Below are 20,569 nucleotides of genomic sequence, written 5' to 3'. Positions count from 1 at the left end.
TGGACCTGGGGGCGAGGGATCGCCCCTCCGCGATGGCCGATGGTGTGGGGGAGCACCCACCACGTCGAGCCACCGCGGAAGAGAGACACGAGACGCCATGTCCTGGCTGTCCAGATTCAGCCTCGCCCAACGGGCCCTGATAGGCCTGATGTCGATCGTCGCGATCGTCTTCGGCACGATCGCCGTCCCCCAGCTCAAGCAGCAGCTGCTGCCCTCCATCGAACTGCCCATGGTGTCGGTCCTCGCGCCGTACCCCGGCGCCTCCCCCGACGTGGTCGAGAAGCAGGTCGTCGAACCGCTCGAGGCCTCCCTGAAGGCCGTCGACGGCATCACGGGCGTCACCGCCACGGCGAGCGAGGGCAACGCCCTGGTCATGGCGACCTTCGACTACGGCGACGAGGGCAGCGAGCAGCTCGTCGCCGACGTCCAGCAGGCCGTCAACCGGGCCCGGGCCCAACTGCCGCAGGACGTCGATCCGCAGGTGATCGCCGGCTCGACCGACGACATCCCGACCGTCGTCCTCGCCGTCACGTCCGACAAGGACCAGCAGGCCCTCGCCGACCAGCTGGAGCGGACGGTCGTCCCGGCGCTGGAGGACATCGACGGCGTCGGCCAGGTCTCGATCGACGGCGTCCAGGAGCTCCAGGTCTCCGTCACCCCCGACGTCCGCGAGCTCGCCGCGGCCGGCCTCACCACCGTCGGGCTCGCCGACGCGCTGCGCGGGGGCGGCGCGACCGTGCCCGCCGGCTCCTTCTCCGAGGCCGGCGAGAGCCGCACCGTCCAGGTCGGCGGCGGATTCACCTCGCTCCGGCAGATCGAGGACCTGCGGATCAAGCCCGCGAAGGGCGCCCCGGTGCGCCTCGGCGACATCGCCACCGTCCGGCAGGAGGAGGCCCGGCGGGTCTCCCTGACCCGGACCAACGGCAAGCCGAGCCTCGCCGTCATGGCCACCATGGACGACGACGGCAGCGCCGTCGCCATCTCCGAGGCCGTCCGCGACAAGCTGCCCGGGCTGCGCGCCGACCTCGGCGCGGGCGCCGAGCTGACGGTCGTCTCCGACCAGGGCCCGGCGGTCTCGAAGTCCATCTCCGGCCTCACCACGGAGGGCGCGCTCGGCCTGGTCTTCGCCGTCCTCGTCATCCTGGTCTTCCTCGCCTCGATCCGCTCCACCCTGGTCACCGCGGTCTCCATCCCGCTCTCCGTCGTGCTCGCCCTGATCGTGCTGTGGACGCGGGACCTGTCCCTGAACATGCTGACGCTCGGCGCGCTCACCATCGCCATCGGCCGGGTCGTCGACGACTCGATCGTGGTGCTGGAGAACATCAAGCGGCACCTCGGCTACGGCGAGGAGCGCCAGGCGGCGATCCTCACGGCGGTGCGCGAGGTGGCGGGCGCCGTGACCTCCTCCACCCTCACCACCGTCGCCGTGTTCCTGCCGATCGGCCTGGTCGGCGGCATGGTGGGCGAGCTGTTCGGCTCGTTCTCCCTCACCGTCACCGCGGCCCTGCTCGCCTCGCTCCTCGTCTCGCTGACGGTCGTGCCGGTCCTGTCGTACTGGTTCCTGCGCGCCCCGAAGGGGACCTCCGACGACCCGGAGGAGGCCCGCCGCCAGGCGGAGGAGAAGGAGAGCCGCAGCGTCCTGCAGCGCGTGTACGTCCCCGTGCTGCGCTTCGCGACGCGCCGCCGCGTGGTCAGCGTGCTGATCGCCGCCGTCGTCTTCGCCGGCACCCTCGGCATGGCCCCGCTGCTCAAGACCAACTTCTTCGACCAGGGGGACCAGGAGGTCCTCTCCCTCCGGCAGGAGCTGCCCGCCGGCACCAGCCTGGAGGCGGCGGACGCCGCGGCGAGGAAGGTCGAGAAGGTCCTGGCCTCCACCGACGAGGTGAAGGACTACCAGGTCACCGTCGGCTCGTCCGGCTTCATGGCGGCCTTCGGCGGCGGCACGGGCGCCAACCAGGCGTCGTACCAGGTGACGCTGGCGGACTCCGCCTCGTACGAGCGGGTCCGCGACCGCATCGACGCCGAGCTGGCCAAGCTGGACGGCATCGGCGACACGACGATCGCCGCGGGCGACGGCTTCGGCAACCAGGACCTGAGCGTCGTGGTGAAGGCCGCCGACGCCGCCACCCTGAAGAAGGCGTCCGAGCAGGTGCGGGCCGAGGTGGCCCGGCTCGACGACGTCACCGACGTGCAGAGCGACCTGTCGCAGTCCGTGCCGCGCGTCTCGGTCCGGGCGAACGCCCGGGCGGCCGAGGCGGGCCTGAACGACGCCGCGCTCGGCATGGCGGTCGCCGAGGCCGTACGCGGCACCCCCGTCGGCAAGGCGGTCCTCGACGACACCGAGCGCGACATCGTCATCACCTCCGCCGCCCCGGCGCGCACCATGGCCGAACTGCGGCAGCTGCCGCTGGGCCCGGTGCGGCTCGGCGACGTCGCCGAGGTGAAGCTGGTCCCGGGCCCGGTGTCGATGACCCGCATCGACGGCTCCCGCGCCGCGACCGTCACGGCCAAGCCGACCGGCGACAACACGGGCGCGGTCAGCGCCGACCTCCAGGCGAGGATCGACGCGCTGGACCTGCCCGAGGGCGCCACGGCCTCCATCGGCGGGGTGTCGGAGGACCAGGAGGAGGCGTTCGCCAAGCTGGGCCTGGCGATGCTGGCCGCCATCGCGATCGTCTTCATGCTGCTCGTGGCGACGTTCAGGTCGCTGGTCCAGCCGCTGATCCTGCTGGTCTCCATCCCGTTCGCGGCGACCGGCGCGATCGGTCTGCTGATCGTCACCGGCACGGCGATGGGCGTCCCCGCCATGATCGGCATGCTGATGCTGATCGGCATCGTCGTCACCAACGCGATCGTGCTGATCGACCTGATCAACCAGTACCGGGCCCAGGGGCTCGGGGTGATCGAGTCGGTCGTGGAGGGCGGCCGCCACCGCCTCCGCCCGATCCTCATGACGGCCCTGGCGACGATCTTCGCCCTGCTCCCCATGGCCCTCGGCATCACGGGGGAGGGCGGGTTCATCGCCCAGCCGCTGGCGGTGGTGGTGATCGGCGGCCTGATCACCTCGACGCTGCTCACGCTGCTGCTGGTCCCGACGCTGTACGCGATGGTCGAGCTGCGCAAGGAGCGCCGCCGCGCCAAGCGCGCGGCGAAGGCGACCCGCACGGAGGAGAAGACCCTGGCCGACGCCTGACCCGCCCGACCGGCGGCCGGCCACCCCGGCAGGCGCCGAGGCCCGGCCGACCCGGCACCCCGGCGGGCCGGCCACCCCGGCAGCCCGGCCGGCCGCGAACGCCCGCGAAGAGCCCGAGGGGCGCCCCGCGTACTGCGGGGCGCCCCTCGGGCGTCGTCGTGCGGGCGTACTGCCGACCGCACCACCGGTTACGGCAGTGCCAGCATCCGCTCCAGCGCCAGCTTCGCGAAGCTCTCCGTCTCGCGGTCGACCTGGATGCGGTTGACGAGGTTGCCCTCGGCCAGCGACTCCAGCGCCCACACCAGGTGGGGCAGGTCGATGCGGTTCATGGTCGAGCAGAAGCAGACGGTCCGGTCGAGGAAGACGATCTCCTTGCCCTCACCGGCGAAACGGTTCGCCAGCCGCTGGACCAGGTTCAGCTCCGTGCCGATCGCCCACTTCGAGCCGGCCGGGGCCGCCTCCAGGGTCTTGATGATGTACTCAGTCGACCCCACGTAGTCCGCCGCCGCCACGACCTCGTGCCGGCACTCCGGGTGGACGAGCACGTTCACGCCCGGGATCCGCTCCCGCACGTCGTTGACCGAGTCCAGCGAGAAGCGGCCGTGGACGGAGCAGTGGCCGCGCCACAGGATCATCTTCGCGGCGCGCAGCTCCTCGACGGTCAGGCCGCCGTTGGGCTTGTGCGGGTTGTACAGCACGCAGTCGTCCAGGGACATGCCCATGTCGCGGACCGCGGTGTTCCGGCCGAGGTGCTGGTCGGGCAGGAAGAGGACCTTCTCGCCCTGCTCGAAGGCCCAGTCCAGGGCGCGCCGGGCGTTGGAGGAGGTGCAGATCGTGCCGCCGTGCTTGCCGGTGAAGGCCTTGATGTCGGCGGAGGAGTTCATGTACGAGACCGGGACGGTCGCCTCGGCGACACCGGCCTCCGTCAGGACGTCCCAGCACTCCGCGACCTGCTCGGCGGTGGCCATGTCGGCCATGGAGCAGCCCGCGGCGAGGTCCGGCAGGACGACCTTCTGCTCGTCGCCGGTGAGGATGTCCGCCGACTCGGCCATGAAGTGCACGCCGCAGAAGACGATGTACTCCGCCTCGGGCCTGGCCGCCGCGTCCCGGGCGAGCTTGAAGGAGTCGCCCGTGACGTCCGCGAACTGGATGACCTCGTCGCGCTGGTAGTGGTGGCCGAGGACGAAGACCTTGTCCCCGAGCTTCTCCTTGGCCGCGCGGGCGCGCTCCACCAGGTCCGGGTCGGACGGCGAGGGGAGGTCGCCGGGGCACTCCACGCCCCGCTCGCTCTTGGGGTCGGCCTCGCGGCCGAGCAGCAGCAGGGCGAGCGGCGTCGGCTGGACATCCAGGGGCTGGGCGGTGGTCACGTCACGCACCCTTTCTACTGAGCCTTTTCGTCTAATTGACGCTATCTATCATATCCGCTTCACGTCACTTTGACGATGTCCATAGTGTCGATGTGACGCATTCGCCCTCGACAGCTCGGTGCCCCGCCTTCGGGCCGTGTGCGAGCATGAAGGGGAGGAACCGGGCGCGGCCCGGAATGAATCGGCGACCCCGCCGGTTGCACCCGTCGGCAAGCAGTCTCCGAACAACCCGGGAGAAAAGCAGATGTCCGTATCGGACGAGAAGACCACTGTCAGTGACGGCATCATCCTGTCGGACGCCGCCGCGGCCAAGGTCAAGGCCCTGCTCGACCAGGAAGGCCGCGACGACCTGGCGCTCCGCGTCGCCGTTCAGCCGGGTGGCTGCTCCGGTCTGCGCTACCAGCTCTTCTTCGACGAGCGCTCCCTCGACGGCGATGTCGTGAAGGACTTCGACGGCGTCAAGGTCGTCACCGACCGCATGAGCGCCCCGTACCTCGGCGGCGCCTCCATCGACTTCGTCGACACCATCGAGAAGCAGGGCTTCACGATCGACAACCCGAACGCCACGGGCTCCTGCGCCTGCGGTGACTCCTTCAGCTGACCGGTCGACGGCCCGCCCGCCGTCCCGTCACGCCGTCGGCCCCCGGACCTCCAGGTCCGGGGGCCGACGCCGTACGCGCGCGCGGTGAGCCGGCGCGTCAGCGCCGGGCGGCGGCCTTGCGGAGCGGTTCGCCGCTCTCCGCGTCCACCACGGCCCGCCCGCCGACCGGTGCGTCCAGCGTCACGGTGACGTACACCGGGACGGCCATGCTGACGCACGCCCCGCCCCTGTCGCTCGGCACCTCGAACAGGCGCAGTCCCACCTCGGTGCCGCTCTCCTCGGGCCGCACGACGTACCGGCTGCACGGGCTGCCGTCGAACGACACCCGCAGCTCCCGCTCCCCGGCCCGGGGGCCCTCCAGCGTCATGCCGGGCCTCGGCGGGTACGCGTTGAGCTGCTCCAGCGGCACGGCCGGGTGGCTGAACCGGACCGTCCGCCCGTTCTCCTCCGCGGTGAACAGCCAGGCGGGGACGAGCGCCGCCCTGCTGCGGACGGGGTAGGCCGCGAGGCCGAGGACGGCCTCGCGGATCGTCACCACGTCCTGCGCGCGCTTGGGGGTGCCGGTCCTCGGGTCGCACGGCCCGCCCGGCACCGAGGCGGGCGGGCCGCCGTCCCGGTGCGGGACGGGCGACGCGCAGTCCCCGGCCCCGGACCCGCCGCCCCTCCCGCCCCGGCTGCCGTGCCCGGAGTTGCCGAGGTCCCGCACCGCCTGCTCGGCGCTCGTCACCGGCACCGCCTCGCCCCGCACGAGGGTGGCCTGCCTGCCCTCCGCCGTCACCACCCCGCCACTGGCGTCCACCATGAACTCGGCCGCGTACCAGCGGGTGGGCAGCCCGCCCACCCGCGGGTGGGCGACCACCCGGTCCCCCTCCACGTACAGGGCGGCGTCCGGGTGGCCGAGCGCCTTCAGCAGCGGGGCGACTGCCCGCTTCGCGGCCTCGTCGCTCTTCGGCTTGTCGTCCGGGCCGCCGGGGCAGCGCTTGCCCTTCGCGCAGTCGTCGGACCGCGGCCCCTGGGCCACGTACCGGTAGTCGCCCGTGTCGTCCACCGTCAGCTCCGGACCGGAACCGTCCTTCTGCGGGCCGACGCGCCACAGCCCGTGCGCGTGCACCGGCTTCGCCGCGAACCCGAAGGCCCGCGCCAGCCGCGCCGCGTCGGCCTCGGTGAACTTCCCGGCGTCCCGGTACGTGTGCGCCCGGTCGGGTGCGTCCGGCAGCGGGCCCGCGACCCGGTACCGCCCGGCGTCGTTGGGGTCGCGCTCGCCGGGCGCGACGCCCGGGGGAGTGCCCGGCGAGGCGCTCGCCCCCGGGGCGGGCGTCCAGGCCGGGCCGCGCGGGTGGGTGACGACCATGCGGTCGGCGGCCTCACTCCGGTCGCCGCCGGCGACGGCGAGGTACGTCCCGCCCCCGCCCGCCAGTACGGCCACCGCCGCCAGGACGGCGACGAGCGGCGGGCGCCGCCGGCCGGTGGGTGTGTCAGTGCTCTGCGTTTCGCTCACCGCAACGCTCCTTCGTCGGTCCTCGTCCCTTGCGTATCCCCTCCGGACGGGAGACACGGGTGGGACGGGGCGAACGGGCGAGCGGTTCCCCCGCGGGGCGCAGGCGTCAGCCGCCGTACTCCGCCGTGGCGTCGATCAGCCGCGCCGAGGCGGGTTCGACGACGACCCCGTGGATGCGCGACGGCGGCACAGGGGAGGGCGCCGACTCCCGGGGGGCGGACCAGTGCGGCGCCATCCGCGCGGACGCCCCGCGCAGCTCCGCCAGGGTGAACTCGGACTCCGGACGCTCACGCGACACGATGTGGTTCGACATACCGGCACCGTACGCACAGCCCGACGCGACCGAGAAGCCCTACTATCGGGTAGTTTCCCCTGTTCGCCACCGTCCGCCGAGCCGGTAGCGTGAACCGTCAACGCCGTCTCCCCGCCCCGCAGGAGCATCCCGCCGTGCGTATCGCAGTCACCGGCTCCATCGCCACCGACCACCTGATGACCTTCCCCGGCCGCTTCGCCGACCAGCTGGTCGCCGACCAGCTGCACACGGTCTCCCTCTCCTTCCTCGTCGACAACCTCGACGTGCGCCGGGGAGGCGTCGGCGCGAACATCTGCTTCGGCATGGGCCAGCTGGGCACGCGCCCGGTCCTCGTCGGCGCGGCCGGTTCGGACTTCGACGAGTACCGCGCGTGGCTCGACCGGCACGGCGTGGACACCGGCTCCGTGCGGATCTCCGAGGTCCTGCACACCGCGCGCTTCGTCTGCACGACCGACGCCGACCACAACCAGATCGGCTCCTTCTACACCGGCGCCATGAGCGAGGCCCGGCTCATCGAGCTGAAGGCCGTCGCCGACCGCGTCGGCGGCCTCGACCTGGTCCTCATCGGCGCCGACGACCCGGAGGCGATGCTCCGCCACACCGAGGAGTGCCGCAGCCGCTCCATCCCCTTCGCCGCCGACTTCTCCCAGCAGATCGCCCGGATGAACGGCGACGAGATCCGCACCCTCCTCGACGGCGCCACGTACCTGTTCTCCAACGAGTACGAGAAGGGCCTCATCGAGTCCAAGACGGGCTGGAGCGACGAGGAGATCCTCGGCCGCGTCGGCCACCGCGTCACGACCCTCGGCGCCCGCGGCGTGCGCATCGAGCGGACCGGCGAGCCCACCATCGAGGTCGGCTGCCCCGACGAGGAGGCCAAGGTCGACCCGACCGGCGTCGGGGACGCGTTCCGCGCGGGCTTCCTCTCCGGCCTCTCCTGGGGCGTCGGCCACGAGCGCGCCGCCCAGGTCGGCTGCATGCTCGCCACGCTCGTCATCGAGACCCTGGGCACGCAGGAGTACACCCTGCGCCGGGCCCACTTCATGGAGCGCTTCACCAAGACCTACGGCGACGAGGCCGCCGCCGAGGTCCGCGCGCACCTCGGCTGACCGGGCGTCACACCAGCCGGCGGACCGTGAAGGCCGCGCCCTGGTCCGCCGGCTCCTCGCCCACGTACTCCTGCCCGCGCATGGCGCACCACGCGGGGATGTCCAGCCGCGCCGCCGTGTCGTCGGCGAGCACCCGCACCGTCCCGCCGACCGGCACGTCGCCGATGACCTTCGCCAGCTCGATCACGGGGACGGGGCACCGCTTCCCGAGGGCGTCCACGACCAGCCCCCCGCCGTCCCGCGCGGCCCCGCCGCCTCCCCCCGCGGCGGCCGCCGGCTCGTGCGCCGGCGCCCCCAGCCGCTCGCGCACGCCGGCCACCACGCCCGGCAGCGCCCGGAGGAACCGCTCCACGTCCGCCTCCGCGACGCCGAGCGGCAGGGAGACGCGGACGTTGCCCTCCGACAGCACCCCCATGGCCCGCAGGACATGGCTGGGCGTCAGCGTCGAACTGGTACACGACGAACCGGACGAAACGGAGAAACCGGCCCGGTCCAGCTCGTGCAGCAGCGCCTCCCCGTCCACGTAGAGGCACGAGAACGTGACCAGGTGCGGCAGCCGCCGCTCCGGATCGCCCACGACCTCCGCGTCCGGCACCGACTCCGCCACCCGCGCGCGGATCCGCTCCACCAGCCCCCGCAGCCGCGCGGCCTCGGCCGCGGCCTCCTCCCGCACGGCCCGCAGCGAGGCCGCGGCCGCCACGACGGCCGGGAGGTTCGGGAACCCGGCCGACCGGCCCGCCTCCCGCTCGTCCGCCGGGCCCACCGCCGCGAACCGCACCCCCTTGCGCACGGCCAGCAGCCCCACGCCCGCCGGCCCGCCCCACTTGTGGGCGCTCGCCGCGAGCAGCGACCACCCGGCCTCCACCCGCCCCCACGCCAACGACTGCGCCGCGTCCACCAGGAGGGGCACGCCCGCCTCCCGGCACGCCTCCGCCACCGCCGCCACCGGCTGCTCGGTGCCCACCTCGTGGTTGGCGGACTGGAGGCACGCCAGCGCCGTGTCGGCCCGCAGCGCCCGCCCGTACGCCTCCGGGTCGACCGCCCCGGACCGCTCCACCGGCACCCGGGCCACCGCCCCGCCCGCCGCCTCGTGCGCGGCCGCCGCGTGCAGCACCGAGGAGTGCTCCACCTCCGACACGACCAGGTGGCCGCCCACCCGGCGCCGCCCCGCGAGGGCGCCCGCGACGCCGGAGTGGACGGCGTGCGTCCCCGAAGGGGTGAACGTCAGCTCGTCGGGGCGGCACCCCACGGCCTCGGCGGCGGCCTCCCGCGCGGCGTCCAGCAGCAGCCGCGCGCGCCGCCCCTCGCGGTACAGCCGGGCGGGGTCGGCCCACCCCTCGTCCAGCGCGGCCTGCAGCGCCTGCCGGGCGACGGGGTGGAGCGGGGCGGAGGAAGCGACGTCGAAGTAGGCCACGCCGCAACGCTAACCCCGCCCCGCCCGCACGGGGGAGGCGCGCCTTCCGCTCCCCGTGCCGGACGGCCCCCGCCGGGGCGCGCGCGGACGCCGCGCCGGGCCTCCCACCGGGATCCACCACGCCCGCGACCTGCGCACACAACCCGAAAGAGGGGTCCGGCGGCGCGTTGGGCACCCTCCCCGCGCGACGCCAAATAGCGTCCAGTAGGGTTTGGTCCGCATAAACATCCAAACCCCTGCCCGCGTCAGGGCCGGCGACCGACCAGCGAGACGGCCGCAGCCGACCCGCGGGCGAGACTCTCGGGAAGGCGCTACGTGAGTCCCAACGGCTCCGACCGCTCGTCGCGGCGCCCGATGCGGCGGAAGCTGCCGCAGGTGCTGACTGCGGGCCTGATCCTGGCTACCGCCTCCGGTTGTTCCTACAACTGGGAGGACTTCCCCCGCCTCGGAATGCCCACCCCGGTGACGGAGGAGGCCCCGCGGATCCTCTCCCTCTGGCAGGGCTCGTGGGCGGCAGCGCTCGCCACGGGCGTGCTGGTGTGGGGCCTGATCCTGTGGAGCGTCATCTTCCACCGGCGTAGCCGCACCAAGGTCGAGGTTCCTCCGCAGACCCGGTACAACATGCCCATCGAGGCCCTGTACACGGTGACCCCGCTCATCATCGTCTCGGTGCTCTTCTACTTCACCGCGCGTGACGAGTCCAAGCTCCTGGCTCTCTCGGAGAAGCCGGCCCACACCATCAACGTGGTCGGCTACCAGTGGAGCTGGGGCTTCAACTACATCGAGAACGTGGACGGCGACGCCGCCACGGGTGCCGAGGTCCCCAAGGAGCTCGGCGCCATTCCGGACAAGTGGCAGAAGCAGTTCCCCGCGGGCGCCGAAGGCGTCCACGACGAGGGCGTCCCCGGCACGCGCAACCCGCAGACCGGCAACCCGGGCCCGACCCTGTGGCTGCCGAAGGGCGAGAAGGTCCGGTTCGTCCTGACCTCGCGTGACGTCATCCACTCCTTCTGGGTCGTCCCCTTCCTGATGAAGCAGGACGTCATCCCGGGCCACACCAACGCCTTCGAGGTGACCCCCACGCAGGAGGGCACCTTCCTCGGCAAGTGCGCCGAGCTGTGCGGCGTCGACCACTCCCGGATGCTCTTCAACGTCAAGGTCGTCTCCCCCGAGCGCTACCAGCAGCACCTCAAGGAGCTGGCCGAGAAGGGGCAGACCGGCTACATCCCGTCGGGCATTCAGCAGACGGACCCGGCCAGGAATGCGGAGAAGAACCAACTGTGAGCATCCTCAACGAACCTCAGGGTGCCGCCACGGCAGCTGACGGCTCGAAGGAGCCGTACGAGAACGAGCTGCCCGTCCGGCGCAAGCAGCCCGGCAACGTCGTCGTGAAGTGGCTGACCACCACCGACCACAAGACGATCGGCACGCTCTACCTGGTCACCTCGTTCGTCTTCTTCTGCATCGGCGGTCTGCTGGCGCTCTTCATGCGCGCCGAGCTGGCCCGTCCCGGCACGCAGATCATGTCGAACGAGCAGTTCAACCAGGCGTTCACGATGCACGGCACGATCATGCTGCTGATGTTCGCGACGCCGCTGTTCGCCGGCTTCGCGAACTGGATCATGCCGCTGCAGATCGGCGCGCCCGACGTGGCGTTCCCGCGGCTGAACATGTTCGCCTACTGGCTGTACCTCTTCGGCTCGATCATCGCCGTGGCCGGCTTCCTCACCCCGCAGGGTGCCGCCGACTTCGGCTGGTTCGCCTACACCCCGCTGTCGGACGCGGTCCGCTCGCCGGGCGTCGGCGCCGACATGTGGATCATGGGTCTGGCCTTCTCCGGCTTCGGCACGATCCTCGGTTCGGTCAACTTCATCACCACGATCATCTGCATGCGCGCGCCCGGCATGACGATGTTCCGCATGCCGATCTTCACCTGGAACGTGCTGCTGACCGGTGTCCTGGTCCTGCTCGCCTTCCCGGTGCTGGCCGCCGCGCTCTTCGCGCTGGAGGCGGACCGCAAGTTCGGCGCGCACATCTTCGACCCGTCCAACGGCGGCGCCCTGCTGTGGCAGCACCTCTTCTGGTTCTTCGGCCACCCAGAGGTGTACATCATCGCCCTGCCGTTCTTCGGCATCGTCTCGGAGATCATCCCGGTCTTCAGCCGCAAGCCGATGTTCGGTTACATCGGCCTGGTGGCCGCGACCATCGCGATCGCCGGCCTGTCCGTGACGGTGTGGGCGCACCACATGTACGTCACCGGCGGTGTGCTCCTGCCGTTCTTCTCGTTCATGACCTTCCTGATCGCGGTCCCGACCGGTGTGAAGTTCTTCAACTGGATCGGCACCATGTGGAAGGGCTCGCTGTCCTTCGAGACGCCGATGCTCTGGACGATCGGCTTCCTGGTCACCTTCACCTTCGGTGGCCTGACCGGTGTCATCCTGGCCTCGCCGCCGATGGACTTCCACGTGTCGGACTCGTACTTCGTGGTGGCGCACTTCCACTACGTCGTCTTCGGCACCGTCGTGTTCGCGATGTTCGCCGGCTTCCACTTCTGGTGGCCGAAGTTCACCGGCAAGATGCTGGACGAGCGCCTCGGCAAGATCACCTTCTGGACGCTCTTCATCGGCTTCCACGGCACGTTCCTCGTCCAGCACTGGCTGGGCGCCGAGGGCATGCCGCGCCGCTACGCGGACTACCTGGCCGCTGACGGCTTCACCGCGCTGAACACGATCTCCACGATCAGCTCGTTCCTGCTGGGCATGTCGATCCTGCCGTTCTTCTACAACGTCTGGAAGACCGCCAAGTACGGCGAGAAGATCGAGGTCGACGACCCGTGGGGCTACGGCCGGTCGCTCGAGTGGGCCACGTCCTGCCCGCCGCCGCGCCACAACTTCCTCACGCTGCCGCGCATCCGCTCGGAATCGCCGGCCTTCGACCTGCACCACCCTGAGATCGCCGCCCTGAGCCAGCTCGAGAACGACGGGCAGAAGGACACCGCGCTGTTCGGTGGCAAGGAGGTCGGCAAGTGAAGATCCAGGGCAAGATGTTCATCTGGCTGAGCTTCTTCATCCTCGCCATGGCCATCCTGTACGGCCTGTGGTCGAAGGAGCCGGTCGGCACCACGGCGCTCTTCATGGCCTTCGGCCTGGCGATCATGATCGGCTACTACCTGGCCTTCACGGCCAAGCGGGTGGACGCCATGGCCCAGGACGACAAGGAGGCCGACGTCGCGGACGAGGCCGGCGAGCTCGGCTTCTTCTCCCCGCACAGCTGGCAGCCGCTCTCCCTCGGGATCGGTGGCGCGTTCGCCTTCCTCAGCGTCGCGCTCGGCTGGTGGCTCATGTTCTTCGCCCTGCCGCTCATCCTGATCGGCGTCTGGGGTTGGGTCTTCGAGTACTACCGCGGTGAGAACCAGAACCAGTAGGCACCCGAACGGGTGAACGGGCCCGGCGGCCTCCTTGACGGAGACCGCCGGGCCCCTCTTTTGCAGTCGCCCGGCGTGCCGTGCCCGGCGGCTCTTCCTACCGTGTGCCTATGAGCCACACGCCGAGCCTCCGCATCGCACTCAGCTGCTCCCTGCTGGTCGTCGCCGCAGGCGCCGGCGCTGCCGGCTGCGGGGGGCCGGACGACCACCCGCTCTCCGCGCGGCCCTACGACGCGGCGCGGCAGGTCGCCTTCGACGGGTTCGCCGAGGGGCGCGAGGCGGCGCTGGACAAGCCGCTCGCCGTGACCGCCAAGGACGGCGGCACGCGCATCACCGACGTGTCCGCGGTCGACGAGGCCGGCCACCACCTGGCGGGCCGCCTCTCCGCCGACGGCAGCCGCTGGCGCTCCTCGGCCCCGCTGGCCGCCGGAGCCCGCTACACCGTCAGGGTCGCCACGGAGAACGGCGAGGGCGCCCCGGGCGTCCGTACGCTGACGTTCCGGACCGCCCCCGCCCGCAACCTCCTGACGGTGGAGTTCGGCCCCGAGGCGGGCGAGTACGGCGTCGGGCAGCCCCTCACCGCCAAACTCGGCGCCGCCGTCACCGACCGCGCGGGCCGCACGGCCGTCGAGCGCGCCCTGCGGGTCCGCTCCACGCCGAGGGTCACGGGCGCCTGGCACTGGGTCAGCGACAAGGAGCTGCACTTCCGGCCCAAGGAGTACTGGCCGGCCGGCGCCGAGGTCACCCTCACGAGCAACCTCGCCGGCGTCCCCGTGGGCGGCGGCCTCTACGGCGCCGCCACCGACCCGCTCAAGATCACCATCGGTGACCGCGTCGAGGCCGTCGCCGACGCCGCGGGCCACTACATGACCGTCCGGCGCAACGGGAAAGTGATCAACACCATTCCGGTGACCACCGGCAAACCGGGCTTCTCCACCCGCAACGGCGTCAAGGTCGTGCTGGAGAAGCAGTACTTCGTCCGCATGCGCAGCACCACGGTCGGCATCGCGGCCGGCAGCAGCGAGTCCTACGACCTGCCGGTGTACTACGCCACCCGGGTCACCTGGAGCGGCGAGTACGTCCACGCCGCCCCCTGGTCGGTCGGCTCCCAGGGCTCCGCCAACGTCAGCCACGGCTGCGTGGGCATGTCCACCGGCAACGCCGCGTGGTTCTACGAGACCGTCCAGCGCGGCGACATCGTCCAGGTCGTCAACAGCGCCGGCGAGGAGATGTCGCCCTTCGGCAACGGCTTCGGCGACTGGAACCTGCCGTGGGAGAAGTGGCGGGAGGGCAGCGCGGTCCACGCGGGCACCCGCGAGGGGGCCACGCCCGCCGACGGCGCCCGGCTGCGGCCGCACCTCTGACGGCCCGGCACACGCCCCCGCGCGCCCGACACCGGCCCCGGGGGCGTACAAGGACCCCCGGGAGCGCGCACGGGCCCCCGAGGCGCCTCGGGGGCCCGTGTACGCCCGGCGGACCGCCCGCGGGCGGGCTCAGGCCTCCACGGCCAGCCGGCTGCGCACCAGGGCCGCCAGCGCCTCCGCCAGCTCCACCGGCTCCACCGGCAGCGCCACGGCCGCGTCCGCGCGGCTCCAGGTGGCCAGCCAGGCGTCCTGCGGCCGCGCGATCAGCAGCAGCACCGGCGGGCAGCGGAACACCTCGTCCTTGATCTGCCGGCACACGCCCATCCCGCCGGCCGGGGCGGCCTCGCCGTCCAGGACGCAGACGTCGATGCCGCCCTCCTCCAGCCGCTCCAGGACGGCCGGGAGCGTCGCGCACTCGACGTACTCGACCGGGGGAACGTCGGCCGCGGGCCTGCGCCCGGCCGCCAGCCGCACCTGCGCGCGGGTGTTCGCGTCGTCGCTGTAGACCAGTACGGTGGCGCTGGACTGCATGGTTCCTCCGAGTTCGTACGCGGGAGTGCTCGGTAACCGATGCGCGGATGCTACTCCGTCCCACCGGCCGTCAACACCGCTCCGACACCGGTTCGGAGGGCCTCCCGATGGGCCGTTCGGCTCAGGTCGGGCTGCCCGCCGGGGGCGGGGACACTCCGAACGGCACCCCCCGGAGTGAGGGCGGGATAAGCGACCGACATAATGTCGGTCGTGGCGACAGCAACGACAGTAGATACCGGGCACGCGCACCCGTCGGTCAATCGACCGAACCTCACCAGCGTCGGAACCATCATCTGGCTGAGTTCCGAGCTGATGTTCTTCGCGGCCCTCTTCGCGATGTACTTCACCCTGCGATCGGTAACGGGTGCCGAATACTGGTCCGAGCAGGCGGGCCACCTGAACTTCCCGTTCTCGGCGACCAACACCACGATCCTGGTGCTCTCCTCCCTCACCTGCCAGCTCGGCGTCTTCGCCGCCGAGCGCGGCGACGTGAAGAAGCTGCGCGCCTGGTTCATCGTGACGTTCGTCATGGGCGCGATCTTCATCGGCGGTCAGGTCCTCGAGTACACCGAGCTGGTCAAGGAGGCGGGCATGTCCCTGTCCTCCGGGCCCTACGGCTCGGTCTTCTACCTGACCACCGGCTTCCACGGCCTGCACGTGACGGGCGGCCTCATCGCGTTCCTCCTGGTCCTCGGCCGGACGTACGCAGCGAGGCGCTTCACCCACGAGCAGGCAACCGCCGCCATCGTCGTGTCCTACTACTGGCACTTCGTCGATGTCGTCTGGATCGGCCTCTTCGCCACGATCTACATGATCAAGTAATCGGGCCGCCGCCTGGCGGACCGAGACACTTCCAGCAAGCATCGACGCAGAAGATCCTGACACCGGGGTAATCCGTGAAAAAGCTCTCCGCACGACGACGCCATCCGCTGGCGGCGGTCGTCGTCCTACTCCTCGCGCTGGCGGCCACTGGGGGGCTGTACGCCGCGTTCGCGCCCGCGAGCACGGCCCAGGCCGACGAGACCGCCCAGTCCCTCGCCATCGAGGAGGGCAAGAAGCTCTACACCGTCGGCTGCGCCAGCTGCCACGGCACCGGCGGTCAGGGCACGTCCGACGGCCCGTCCCTGGTCGGCGTCGGCTCGGCCGCCGTCGACTTCCAGGTCGGCACCGGCCGCATGCCCGCGCAGCAGCCGGGCGCCCAGGTCCCGCGGAAGAAGAACATCTACACGCAGGCCCAGATCGACCAGCTCGCGGCGTACATCGCCTCGCTCGGCGCCGGCCCGATCACCCCCACCGAGAAGCAGTACAGCGTGGAGGGCGCGGATGTCGCCAAGGGCGGCGAGCTGTTCCGCAACAACTGCGCCCAGTGCCACAACTTCACCGGTGAGGGCGGTGCGCTCACCAAGGGCAAGTACGCGCCGACCCTCGAAGGCGTCAGCGAGAAGCACATCTACGAGGCCATGCAGACCGGCCCGCAGAACATGCCCTCCTTCCCCGACACCACCATGCCGGAGAAGGAGAAGAAGGAAATCATCGCGTACATCAAGGCCGTGAACGGTGACGAGACGCCGTCCCCCGGCGGCTTCGGGCTGGGCAGCCTCGGACCGGTCAGCGAGGGTCTGTTCGGCTGGATCTTCGGTCTCGGTACGCTGATCGCCGTCGCCGTCTGGGTCGCGGCCCACACCGCTAAGGCCAAGAAGTCATGAGTAGCCAAGAGATCTCCGAAGAGAGCCTGCCGCAGAAGCAGGACAACGCGCACGGCGCGGCAGTAGCCGAGAGCCCGTTCGCCGACCCGGGGCTCCCGCCCCACAAGCCCCGCGTCCAGGACATCGACGAGCGGGCCGCCAAGCGGTCCGAGCGGACGGTCGCCCTGCTGTTCACGATCTCGATGCTGGCCACCGTCGGCTTCATCGCCTCGTTCGTGGCGTTCCCGGTCGACAAGATCGTGTACGTGTGGCCGCTGGGCCACGTCAGCGCGACCAACCTGTCGCTGGGCCTGACGCTGGGCATCGCCCTGTTCTGCATCGGCGCCGGCGCGGTCCACTGGGCCCGCACGCTGATGTCGGACGAGGAGGTGGCCGACGAGCGTCACGCGATCGAGGCCACCCCCGAGCTCAAGGCCAAGGTGATGGCCGACTTCGCCCAGGGCGCGGCCGAGTCCGGCCTGGGACGGCGCAAGCTGATCCGCAACACGATGTTCGGTGCCCTCGCGATGGTGCCGCTCTCCGGTGTCGTGCTCCTGCGCGAGCTCGGCCCGCTGCCCGAGAAGAAGCTCTTCCACACCTCGTGGGCGAGGGGCAAGCGGCTCATCAACATGAACACCTTCGAGCCCCTGCGGCCCGAGGACGTCTCCGTCGGTTCCCTCACCTTCGCCATGCCGGACGGCCTGAGCGAGGAGGACCACGACTTCAACAACAAGATCGCCAAGGACGCCCTGATGATCGTCCGGATCCAACCGGCCGACATCAAGGACAAGCGCGAGCTCGAGTGGTCGCACGACGGCATCGTGGCCTTCTCCAAGATCTGCACCCACGTGGGCTGCCCGGTCTCCCTGTACGAGCAGCAGACCCACCACGTCCTCTGCCCGTGCCACCAGTCCACCTTCGACCTCTCCGACGGCGCCCGCGTCATCTTCGGCCCTGCCGGCCATGCCCTTCCGCAGCTGCGGATCGGCATCGATGACGAGGGCTTCCTCGAGGCGCTCGGCGACTTCGAAGAGCCGGTCGGTCCTGCATTCTGGGAGCGCGGATGAGTACCGCCAACGACACGACGCGCAAGGCCCCCGCCGGTGAGCGGGTCGCCGACTGGGCGGACGGCCGGCTCGGGATCTACTCCCTGGCCAAGTCCAACATGCGGAAGATCTTCCCGGACCACTGGTCCTTCATGTTGGGCGAGGTCTGCCTCTACACCTTCATCATCATCATCCTGACGGGTGTCTACCTGACGCTCTTCTTCCACCCGAGCATGAACGAGATCGTGTACCACGGCTCGTACGTGCCGATGCAGGGTGTGCGGATGACCGAGGCGTACGCCTCGACCCTGGACATCAGCTTCGACGTCCGCGGCGGTCTGCTGATCCGGCAGATCCACCACTGGGCGGCGCTGATCTTCATCGCCGGCATGTTCGTGCACATGATGCGCGTCTTCTTCACCGGCGCGTTCCGCAAGCCGCGTGAGATCAACTGGCTGTTCGGCTTCCTGCTGTTCGTCCTGGGCATGTTCACCGGGTTCACCGGCTACTCGCTCCCCGACGACCTGCTCTCCGGCACCGGTGTCCGCTTCACGCAGGGTGCGATCCTGTCCGTGCCGATCGTGGGCACGTACCTGTCGATGTTCATCTTCGGCGGCGAGTTCCCCGGCCACGACATGGTCGCCCGGTTCTACTCGATCCACATCCTGCTGCTGCCGGGCATCATGCTCGGCCTCGTGGTGGCGCACCTGATCCTGGTCTTCTACCACAAGCACACGCAGTTCGCGGGCCCCGGCCGGACGAACAAGAACGTCGTGGGCATGCCGCTGCTTCCGGTGTACATGGCGAAGGCCGGCGGCTTCTTCTTCCTGGTCTTCGGCGTCATCGCGGTCATCGCCGGTGCGTTCACCATCAACCCGGTGTGGGCCCTCGGCCCGTACCGGCCGGACCAGGTCTCCACCGGCGCGCAGCCCGACTGGTACATGGGCTTCGCCGAGGGTCTGATCCGCGCCATGCCGGGCTGGGAGATCAACCTGTGGGGCCACACGCTCGTCCTGGGCGTGTTCATCCCGCTGGTCCTGTTCGGCGTGATGCTGGTCGCCATCGCGGTGTACCCGTTCATCGAGTCGTGGATCACCGGTGACAAGCGCGAGCACCACATCCTGGACCGTCCGCGCAACGCCCCGACCCGCACGGGCCTCGGCGTCGCGTGGGTCACCGGTTACATGATCATGCTGATCGGCGGTGGCAACGACATCGTCGCCACCTACTTCCACCTGTCGATCAACGCGGTCACCTGGTTCGTCCGGATCGCCTTCTTCGTCGGACCGGTCATCGCCTTCGTCGTCACCAAGCGGATCTGCCTGGGTCTCCAGCGCCGCGACCGCGACAAGGTGCTGCACGGCCGCGAGACGGGCATCATCAAGCGGCTGCCGCACGGAGAGTTCGTCGAGGTCCACGAGCCGCTCAGCCAGGCCCAGCTGCACGCGCTCACCGCGCACGAGCAGTACGCGCCCGCCGAGCTCGGCCCGACGGTCGACGAGAACGGCGTCGAGCGCAAGCCGACCCGTTCGGCGAAGCTCCGCGCGAAGCTCAGCAAGGGCTACTTCGGTGAGGGGAACCAGGTCCCCAAGGCCACGGCCGAGGAGTACAAGGAGATCAGCGCGGGCCACGGCCACCACTGATCACCCGTCCCCGGGGCACTCCGCCCCGGGGGCCCTGGAAGGTCGCCACGGCAGGAGCCCCGTCCAATCGTCGGACGGGGCTCTTCGCCGTCCCCGGCGGTGGATAGGCTGGTGCCCTCATCCGTCACGGACCCAGGAGCGACCATGAGCGCTGTGCAACCCGCTGGAGGACCGACCACGGCGGGCCGCTCCTGGCCCGTGGTCCTCGACACCCTCCTCGCCGGCCGGGACCTCGACGCGGACACCACCGCCTGGGCGATGGAGCGCGTCCTCAGCGGCGAGGCCACCGACGCGCAGATCGCCGGCTTCGCGGTCGCCCTGCGCGCCAAGGGTGAGACGGTCGAGGAGATCACCGGCCTCGTCCGCACCATGTACGCGCACGCCCGGACCATCGACGTCCCCGGGCCGTCCGTCGACATCGTCGGCACCGGCGGGGACGGCGCCAAGACCGTCAACATCTCCACCATGTCGGCGGTCGTCGTCGCCGGTACGGGCGCGAAGGTCGTCAAGCACGGCAACCGCGCCGCCTCCTCCGCCTCCGGAGCCTCCGACGTCCTGGAGAAGCTCGGCGTCAACCTCGAACTGACCCCCCGGCGGGTCGCCGAGGTCGCCGAGGAGGCGGGCATCACCTTCTGCTTCGCCGTCAAGTTCCACCCCGCCCTGCGCCATGTCGCCGCGGCCCGCAAGGAGTTGGGCATCCGCACGACGTTCAACTTCCTCGGGCCGCTGACCAACCCCGCCCGCGTACGGGCGCAGGCGACCGGTGTCGCGGACGCCCGGATGGCGCCGATCCTCGCCGGGGTGCTCGCCGAACGCGGCTCCTCGGCGCTGGTGTTCCGCGGTGACGACGGCCTCGACGAGCTGACCACCACCGCGACGTCCCGCGTGTGGACCGTCCGCGACGGGGCCGTGCGCGAGGAGACCTTCGACCCCCGCGACGTGGGCGTCGACCTGGTCCCCGTGGAGGCGCTGCGCGGCGCCGACGCCTCGTACAACGCCGATGTCGCCCGCCGGCTGCTCGGCGGCGAGACGGGCCCGGTGCGGGACGCCGTGCTGCTCAACTCCGCGGCGGCGCTGGTGGCCCTGGCCCCGACCGACGCGCCGCTGGCCGAGCAGATCCGGGCCGGCATGGCGAAGGCCGCCGAGTCCATCGACTCGGGCGCCGCCCGCGCGACCCTGGAGCGCTGGGTCCGCGCCAGCAACCGCTAGCGACGGGGCGGCGGGGGGGGGGCGGGGGGGCCCCCCCCCCCCCCCCACCCTTCCGCTCGCTCGGGCCCCCTCCCCCGGATCGTCTCCGGGGGAGGGGGCCCGCGTCCTTCCCGGGGAGGGGTTCGCGCCCCGGGGCAGCGGGCTCGACGGCGTCCCGCGGGAACGCCCCGGG

General features: G+C 71.4%; 17 protein-coding genes. 12 read left to right on the top strand and 5 right to left on the bottom strand.

Annotation, left to right across the window (positions count from 1 at the left end):
* The first annotated feature begins 97 nt into the window (after positions 1 to 97).
* The gene (locus tag LPA54_RS28280) at positions 98 to 3,193 is read left to right on the top strand and encodes an efflux RND transporter permease subunit (RefSeq protein WP_228982883.1); all 3,096 of its coding nucleotides are present in this window, start codon (positions 98 to 100) and stop codon (positions 3,191 to 3,193) included.
* 188 nt (positions 3,194 to 3,381) lie between these two features.
* On the opposite strand, the gene nadA is transcribed toward LPA54_RS28280, so the two are convergent.
* On the bottom strand, positions 3,382 to 4,560 hold the full coding sequence (nadA, locus tag LPA54_RS28275; RefSeq protein ID WP_228982882.1) for a quinolinate synthase NadA: 1,179 nt from the start codon (positions 4,558 to 4,560) through the stop codon (positions 3,382 to 3,384).
* Between the two features lie 244 nt (positions 4,561 to 4,804).
* Between nadA and LPA54_RS28270 the strand changes: the two genes are divergently transcribed.
* On the top strand, positions 4,805 to 5,161 hold the full coding sequence (locus LPA54_RS28270; RefSeq protein WP_058941326.1) for an iron-sulfur cluster assembly accessory protein: 357 nt from the start codon (positions 4,805 to 4,807) through the stop codon (positions 5,159 to 5,161).
* A 97-nt stretch (positions 5,162 to 5,258) separates the two neighbouring features.
* On the opposite strand, the gene LPA54_RS28265 is transcribed toward LPA54_RS28270, so the two are convergent.
* Entirely contained in the window at positions 5,259 to 6,659 is a 1,401-nt protein-coding gene (locus LPA54_RS28265) for a hypothetical protein (protein WP_228982880.1), read from the bottom strand.
* Positions 6,660 to 6,765: 106 nt separating this feature from the next.
* Entirely contained in the window at positions 6,766 to 6,972 is a 207-nt protein-coding gene (locus tag LPA54_RS28260) for a hypothetical protein (protein WP_228982877.1), read from the bottom strand.
* 134 nt (positions 6,973 to 7,106) lie between these two features.
* Between LPA54_RS28260 and LPA54_RS28255 the strand changes: the two genes are divergently transcribed.
* Complete coding sequence (locus LPA54_RS28255) at positions 7,107 to 8,081, top strand: carbohydrate kinase family protein (RefSeq protein ID WP_228982875.1); 975 nt, start codon at positions 7,107 to 7,109, stop codon at positions 8,079 to 8,081.
* Positions 8,082 to 8,088: 7 nt separating this feature from the next.
* Here LPA54_RS28255 and LPA54_RS28250 read toward each other — a convergent pair whose 3' ends face one another.
* On the bottom strand, positions 8,089 to 9,495 hold the full coding sequence (locus LPA54_RS28250) for a cysteine desulfurase/sulfurtransferase TusA family protein (protein ID WP_228982873.1): 1,407 nt from the start codon (positions 9,493 to 9,495) through the stop codon (positions 8,089 to 8,091).
* A 315-nt stretch (positions 9,496 to 9,810) separates the two neighbouring features.
* Here LPA54_RS28250 and coxB point away from each other — a divergent pair, with 315 nt between their 5' ends.
* The 4 genes from coxB (at position 9,811) to LPA54_RS28230 (ending at position 14,283) form a co-directional block, all read left to right on the top strand.
* Positions 9,811 to 10,779 (top strand): cytochrome c oxidase subunit II, encoded by a 969-nt coding sequence (gene coxB / locus LPA54_RS28245; RefSeq protein WP_228982871.1) that lies wholly within the window; start codon positions 9,811 to 9,813, stop codon positions 10,777 to 10,779.
* Positions 10,776 to 12,524: a cytochrome c oxidase subunit I gene (gene ctaD / locus LPA54_RS28240; protein ID WP_228982869.1), complete on the top strand. Its 1,749-nt coding sequence runs from the start codon at positions 10,776 to 10,778 to the stop codon at positions 12,522 to 12,524. Before coxB ends, ctaD begins: the two co-directional genes overlap by 4 nt.
* Positions 12,521 to 12,919 carry a cytochrome c oxidase subunit 4 gene (locus LPA54_RS28235; protein ID WP_228982867.1) on the top strand — a complete coding sequence of 133 codons (399 nt, stop codon included), beginning with the start codon at positions 12,521 to 12,523 and terminating at the stop codon, positions 12,917 to 12,919. The genes ctaD and LPA54_RS28235 overlap by 4 nt, the downstream gene beginning before the upstream one ends.
* A gap of 110 nt (positions 12,920 to 13,029) precedes the next feature.
* Positions 13,030 to 14,283 carry an Ig-like domain-containing protein gene (locus LPA54_RS28230; RefSeq protein WP_228982864.1) on the top strand — a complete coding sequence of 418 codons (1,254 nt, stop codon included), beginning with the start codon at positions 13,030 to 13,032 and terminating at the stop codon, positions 14,281 to 14,283.
* A 129-nt stretch (positions 14,284 to 14,412) separates the two neighbouring features.
* Here LPA54_RS28230 and LPA54_RS28225 read toward each other — a convergent pair whose 3' ends face one another.
* Entirely contained in the window at positions 14,413 to 14,814 is a 402-nt protein-coding gene (locus LPA54_RS28225) for a hypothetical protein (protein WP_228982862.1), read from the bottom strand.
* Between the two features lie 201 nt (positions 14,815 to 15,015).
* On the opposite strand from LPA54_RS28225, the gene LPA54_RS28220 reads away from it, so the two are divergent.
* The 5 genes from LPA54_RS28220 to trpD all read left to right on the top strand — a co-directional run bounded on the left by LPA54_RS28220 (position 15,016) and on the right by trpD (position 20,397).
* Entirely contained in the window at positions 15,016 to 15,636 is a 621-nt protein-coding gene (locus LPA54_RS28220) for a heme-copper oxidase subunit III (RefSeq protein ID WP_058941336.1), read from the top strand.
* Between the two features lie 74 nt (positions 15,637 to 15,710).
* On the top strand, positions 15,711 to 16,520 hold the full coding sequence (locus tag LPA54_RS28215; protein ID WP_228982859.1) for a c-type cytochrome: 810 nt from the start codon (positions 15,711 to 15,713) through the stop codon (positions 16,518 to 16,520).
* Positions 16,517 to 17,566: a ubiquinol-cytochrome c reductase iron-sulfur subunit gene (locus tag LPA54_RS28210; RefSeq protein WP_228982857.1), complete on the top strand. Its 1,050-nt coding sequence runs from the start codon at positions 16,517 to 16,519 to the stop codon at positions 17,564 to 17,566. The genes LPA54_RS28215 and LPA54_RS28210 overlap by 4 nt, the downstream gene beginning before the upstream one ends.
* Positions 17,563 to 19,188 (top strand): cytochrome bc complex cytochrome b subunit, encoded by a 1,626-nt coding sequence (locus tag LPA54_RS28205; RefSeq protein ID WP_228982850.1) that lies wholly within the window; start codon positions 17,563 to 17,565, stop codon positions 19,186 to 19,188. The genes LPA54_RS28210 and LPA54_RS28205 overlap by 4 nt, the downstream gene beginning before the upstream one ends.
* Before the next feature lie 144 nt (positions 19,189 to 19,332).
* Positions 19,333 to 20,397, top strand: a complete 1,065-nt coding sequence (gene trpD, locus LPA54_RS28200) for an anthranilate phosphoribosyltransferase (protein WP_228982848.1) — start codon at positions 19,333 to 19,335, stop codon at positions 20,395 to 20,397.
* Positions 20,398 to 20,569 lie beyond the last annotated feature (172 nt).

The organism is Streptomyces sp. DH12 (assembly GCF_020873895.1).
Classification (GTDB): Bacteria; Actinomycetota; Actinomycetes; order Streptomycetales; family Streptomycetaceae; genus Streptomyces.
This window is presented reverse-complemented; position numbering and strand designations above follow the sequence as displayed.